At 67.7% G+C, this 5,351-nt stretch carries 6 protein-coding genes; 3 read left to right on the top strand and 3 right to left on the bottom strand.

The window, feature by feature from the left end; all coding sequences use genetic code 11:
- Both ACFWF3_RS22800 and ACFWF3_RS22805 read left to right on the top strand, forming a co-directional pair.
- The coding region (locus tag ACFWF3_RS22800) for a DUF445 domain-containing protein (RefSeq protein WP_379315195.1) at window positions 1-1,066 on the top strand (1,066 nt) is incomplete at its 5' end.
- A 3-nt stretch (window positions 1,067-1,069) separates the two neighbouring features.
- Window positions 1,070-1,897: an Abi-alpha family protein gene (locus ACFWF3_RS22805; protein ID WP_378991816.1), complete on the top strand. Its 828-nt coding sequence runs from the start codon at window positions 1,070-1,072 to the stop codon at window positions 1,895-1,897.
- Window positions 1,898-1,902: 5 nt separating this feature from the next.
- Here ACFWF3_RS22805 and ACFWF3_RS22810 read toward each other — a convergent pair whose 3' ends face one another.
- On the bottom strand, window positions 1,903-2,559 hold the full coding sequence (locus ACFWF3_RS22810) for an enoyl-CoA hydratase-related protein (protein ID WP_378629090.1): 657 nt from the start codon (window positions 2,557-2,559) through the stop codon (window positions 1,903-1,905).
- 15 nt (window positions 2,560-2,574) lie between these two features.
- Window positions 2,575-3,183, bottom strand: coding sequence for a TetR family transcriptional regulator (locus ACFWF3_RS22815; protein ID WP_379315196.1), 609 nt, complete (start codon window positions 3,181-3,183; stop codon window positions 2,575-2,577).
- A 213-nt stretch (window positions 3,184-3,396) separates the two neighbouring features.
- On the opposite strand from ACFWF3_RS22815, the gene ACFWF3_RS22820 reads away from it, so the two are divergent.
- Window positions 3,397-3,942 carry a TetR/AcrR family transcriptional regulator gene (locus tag ACFWF3_RS22820; RefSeq protein WP_378629092.1) on the top strand — a complete coding sequence of 182 codons (546 nt, stop codon included), beginning with the start codon at window positions 3,397-3,399 and terminating at the stop codon, window positions 3,940-3,942.
- Between the two features lie 82 nt (window positions 3,943-4,024).
- On the opposite strand, the gene ACFWF3_RS22825 is transcribed toward ACFWF3_RS22820, so the two are convergent.
- Window positions 4,025-5,351: cation:proton antiporter (locus ACFWF3_RS22825; protein WP_379315197.1), on the bottom strand; the 1,327-nt coding region annotated here is incomplete at its 5' end.

Below are 5,351 nucleotides of genomic sequence, written 5' to 3' on the forward strand. Positions count from 1 at the left end.
CTTCTTCGACCAGATGGATCCGCGCAAGATCTCCGCGCAGGTCGCGCTGGTGGCGATGCCGAACGTGCGCTCGATGGTCGACTCGATCATGGTCGCCGAGCATCCGCGCCTGTGGGCCGACATGCCGCCGCGCGCACGCGAAGCCGTCTACACCCGGGTCGAGGCCGAGCTGCCCGCGATCACCGATCGCGCGTTCGACTTCATCGGCGAGAACATCGACCAGCTCCTCGATGTGAAGCTGATGGTCGTGGGCTACCTGCGGCGCAGGCCCGAACTGCTCAAGGACGTGATCTACGGGCTCGGCGCACCGGAATTGCGGTTCATGATCCGCAGTGGGGTGCTGGGATTCCCGTTCGGGGTGATCGTGGCGCTGTGGTTGTCGTTGCTGCACTACAGCACCCCCCACGGTGACACCCCCGCGGTGATCTCACTGCCCGGCTGGCTCTACGAGATTTTGCATTTCCTGCCCGCGTGGGCGTGGGTGCTCGCGGGTGGCGCGACGGTGGGTGTGCTGGTCAACATCATCGCGATCAAGGTGGTGTTCGAGCCCGCCGTGCCGCAGCCGCGCTACCGATATCCGTGGGGGGTCGCGAAATTCGCGAAACGGCAGTACCAGGCGGCGGCGGATCTGGGGCATGCGATCGGGTATCAGATCGTCACCCTCGATGTCGTGACCGAACAATTGCTCGACGGGCCCAGTGGCGACAAGACGCGTGCGGTCATCGCGCACTTCCTCGAGGCCGAGATCGACCGGATTCTGGGCCCGCTGCGGTCGGTGACCCGGCTCGCGATCGGACCCCGCCATTTCGACGCCATCCAGGCCACCGCGGGCGCGAGCCTGGCGACCGAGATGAAGCCGTGGTTGGTCGAGGACGTGGAGTTCTCTCAGACCACCGCGGCCAGCGTCGACCGGCTCGCCACCGAGAAACTGCGTGAACTGCCGCCCGAGGAGTTCGTCGAAATGCTCTACACCGCCATCGAACAGGACGCGTGGCTGCTGTATCTGCACGGTGGCGTGCTCGGTGCCTTCATCGGCGCGCTGCACCTGCTGATCTTCGGAGTGTGAGCAATGGAGCCCAACCCTGATCGCGAACCCAGGATCCCGACCGATCTGCTCGGTTTGGCGCGGATCGCGGGATTGTCGTTGCGCCACATCGTCGGCACGGTGGCCAAGGGCGCTGTGCACACCGCCACCGATCTGGTCGACGACCTCCGTTCCGGCGAACCGATCTCGCAGATCGTCGACGAACGCGTGGAGCTGTTTCGGCGGGCGGCGTTGAGCGCGCTCGGTCTGACCAGCACCGCCACCGGCGTCTACGGCCCGGTCGAAACCAAGGTCGACGCCGAGGATCTCAAGGCGATGGGCGACGCGATGATCACCGAGGGCTGGGACTCCGCGCAGCAACCGCGTGAGCTGCACCCCTCGTTCGTGCCGATCCTGCACGACCTGACACCCGACGAAGCCCGGATCCTGCGCTTCCTGGCTGTCGCCGGGCCGCAGCCCGCGATCGACATCCGCACCAAGGCGCCGTTCGGGATCGGCTCGCAACGGCTGGCCGACGGCATCAACATGATCGCCGCCATGGCCGGGTGCGCGCTGCCCGACCGCGACCACCACTACCTGGGCAACCTCAGTCGCCTCGGACTGGTCCGGTTCTCCACCGAACCAGTCGCCGACTTTCGCCGCTACGCGTTCCTGGAAGCGCAACCACCGGCGCAGGCGGCCTACAAGTCGGTGAAGATGCGGGCCATCAGCTCCTACCGCAGCATCTACCTGACGGTGTTCGGAAAGCAGTTCTGCGACTCGTGTTTCGTGCTGGGCGACTATACCGGGGGCGGTTGGGCAGGCGATGACCGTGGCGACATCTACCTGGGCAAGGGCCCCCGGCTGCCCTGATCGGTTCAGTCCCGGTTGCGCAGCGCGTCGAGGACTTCGGCGAACATCACGGATTTGATCGCTGTCATCGTGGTCTGGTCTTTGCCGCCCAGCGGTGCCACCAAAGCCAGTGCGGTATCGAGGACTTCGCTTTCCGCGGCGGTGGCGTCGACCAGGTCCAGTGCCAGCGCGTCGGGGCCACCGAAGCGACGGGCCGTGGTCATGCTGGCCACGGCGGTCTTGGGGGTCGTCTTGGCTTGGATGAGCGCGGCCATGCCGTTGGTGAACGGGATGCGGATGTCGGCCTCGGGGAAACAGAAGTAGCCACGGTCGGCGCGCATCACCCGGTAGTCGTGCGCCATCGCCACCATCGCACCCGCACCGAAGGCGTGTCCGCCGATCGCGGCGACCGTCGGCATGGGCAGGGTGAGGACCCGGGCGAACAGGGTGTGCACCGCCGCGACGTATTCGGCGGCCCGGTCGCCGTTGGCCGAGAGCCAGTCCAGGTCGAGACCGTTGGAGTAGATCTTGCCGGTCGCGGTGGTCACCAGCGCGGACGCGCCCTCGGCGACGACCGCGTCGAGGTGGGTGTTCATCTCGTCGAGGAAGTCGGGGGAGAAGCGGTTCTCGCCGTCACCGAGGTCGAGCACGGCGATCGAATCGTGGTGGCGCAGTGTGGGCATGGGGCTGTTTCCTTTTCAGTGGGGACCGAGGTCGAGGACGGCACGCACGGCAGCACGCAGCTGAGCGCGGGCCAGGGGGTCGGTGAGCCGATCGCGGCGCAGCAGCAGCGCGGTGGGCAGGTCTACCAGGCAGGTGGTGACGGTGGCGAGGCCGCGCCGGTCGGCGCGACCCCACAGGGCGCGCGCGAGCCGGTTGAGCGCGGCGACGAGCGCCTTCTCGGTGTCGGCGATCTCCTGTGCCAGTGCGGGCGCGATGTCGCCGGCGAGCAGTTCGGCGCGGTCGACGATCAGCAGCAGACGCGCGGAGTCGGGATGGCTTTCGGCCAGTCGCGCCGGTGCCTCGGCGGCGTCGAGGACCGCGTCGATGCGGGTCTCGGTGTCGGGCGCGGTGACCGCGCGGTCGATATCGGCCGACTGGAGGGCGAGGAATCGGTGCGCGGCGCGTAACCATGTGCGCGCCAGGACAACCTGGCGGGACTGAAATGTGTGATAGAGCGCGCCATTGGATACTCCGGTAGCGGCGGCGACCGCGCGCACTGTGACAGCGGCCGGTCCGGCGCCTGCTGCCAGCTTTTCGGCGGCGTCCAGCACGGTCTCCGGGTCGTGGGTGCGCGGTCTCGGCATGAACAAAAGTTTACAGAGCGTGCGCTCTGCTATTCCATTCGGATGCGCTTTTGGGCCGTTGTGCACGTATTTCGTTCCGCCACTTGGTATTTCGTCGTCCCTAAGGCCCGCCGGGGCACAGCGTAGACAACGTTACGTACGCGCGAGGGCTCGATACGATGGGGTACTGTTCGGATTCTTCGGCCCTGCCCGCACGAACAGAACGGCATCGCGATGTCCCGAGTGGTCACCAAGGAGCAGTACTTCGACACCGCGGTGGCGGTGCTCGCAGAGTTCGGCTTCAAAGGTCTCAACATCGGGGTGCTGTGCCGTCGCCTCGGCGTCACCAGCGGCTCGTTCTATCACCACTTCGGCTCCTGGCAGGGCTTCGTCGACACCCTGCTCGAACACTGGGAGAACCGTCAGATGGTCGAGCTACGCGCGCTCGACGTCGGCCACGGTGACGCCGACGCCGACGTGCGGGCGATGTCGGTGCTCGCCAGCGGACTCGAACACGGCGCCGAAGCCGCGCTGCGCGCCTGGGCGGCCAACGACGAATCGGTACACGTCACCGTCAAGCGGGTCGACGAGTCGCGGCGGCGCACCGTGCACCGTGTCATCGACGGCGTCGTCGACGACACGGCCACCGCCACCGTCGTCACCGAATTCGGCATGGCGATGATCATCGGCTACCAACAGCTCGCGGCCGCGGGCGAATCCACCGAACTCGACCACCTGCTCGCCGAATACGCGCGACTGATCTACTCCCACCGCGGCTGACGACCACGTCGGCGCGACGACTGCGTCAGGGTCTCGTGCCGCGCTGATTCGCGACCCCTGGCCGGACGGACACTTCCGTGAGCTAGCCGAGCAATTGGTCCACGTAGCACCATCGCCAGGCTTCCCCGGGCTCCACACTGCGCATCACCGGATGCGCCGAGTCCCGGAAATGGGCGCTCGCGTGGTCGCCGATCGAGGACTCACAGCAGCCGATGTTCCCGCAGGCGGTGCACATTCGCAGATGCACCCAGCGCAGGCCCTCGTCCAGACACGTCTGACACACCAGCTCACCAGCGGGCGGCTCTGCCAGTGCCGGCGCCTCCTCCAGATGGGCGCACCCCACCGCACCGGCGGCGGTGGACAGCGGTTCGGCGCGGCGCTCGTCGTCGCTCTCGTCGAAACGGTCGATCATCGATTCCTCGAGGTCGAGCCGGGCCAGCACATGTTGGAGGACTTCGTAATCCACCGCCCCCGCGTCGCGAACCGTCAGCACCGCATCGCGTTCGGCGGCCAGCATCGCCAGTCGTAACCGCCGGTACTCCGCGGTCGGTGTCACCAGTTCGGCCTCCGGGCGGCCCAACCGCTCCCAGGCGGCGTTGGAGCGCCAGATCAGTCGCTGTCGCAGCGATTCGATCACCGGTTCGGGGGTGTCCGGTCCGATCCTGCGGTCGAGTTCGGCCAGACCGGCGGTCGAAGCCTGTTGCAGCAGATCGGCTTTGGCGAGTGCGTCTTCCTCGCGACTGGGTCCGCGCAACCGCAGCAACCGCACCAGCCACGGCAGCGAACTGCCCTGCACCAGCAGCGTGCCGCCGACCACCACCAGGGCGAGCAGTTCCAGCACCGGCAACTGCGGTGTCGAGTCGGGCAGCAACAACACCGCCGCCAAGGTCACCACCCCGCGCATGCCCGCCCACGACACCACCGCCGCATGACTCAACGGTTCGGTCGCGCGCCCGAACAACCTGGCCACCAGCACGGGCGTGAACACCCACACCGGGCGCGCCAGCATCACCGCGGCCAGCACACCCACCGCCGCGACGACGAGCGTGGCGTGATCCAACCCGCTGTGCCAGGCGGCCTCGACGATCCAGCGCACCTGCAACCCGATGATCAAGAACACCGCGCTCTCCAGAATGAACTGGATGGTGCGCCAATTGGTGGTCTCGGCGACCCGCGAGGCCGCGCCCTGCCACCGTTGCGCGCCGTGGCCCAGGATCATCCCGCACGTCACGACCGCGATCACGCCCGAGGCGTGGAAGTGCTCGGCGGGCAGATACGCCACGAACGGGGCCAGCAGCGATACCGAGGTATCGAGCACCGGGTCGGTGATCCGCCGGCGCAACATCACCAATGCCGCCGCCACCACGGCCCCGATGACACCGCCGCCGACGGCCGCGAGCAGGAAATCC

The sequence above is a fragment of the Nocardia sp. NPDC060220 genome (genome assembly GCF_042727815.1).
Taxonomy (GTDB): domain Bacteria; phylum Actinomycetota; class Actinomycetes; order Mycobacteriales; family Mycobacteriaceae; genus Nocardia.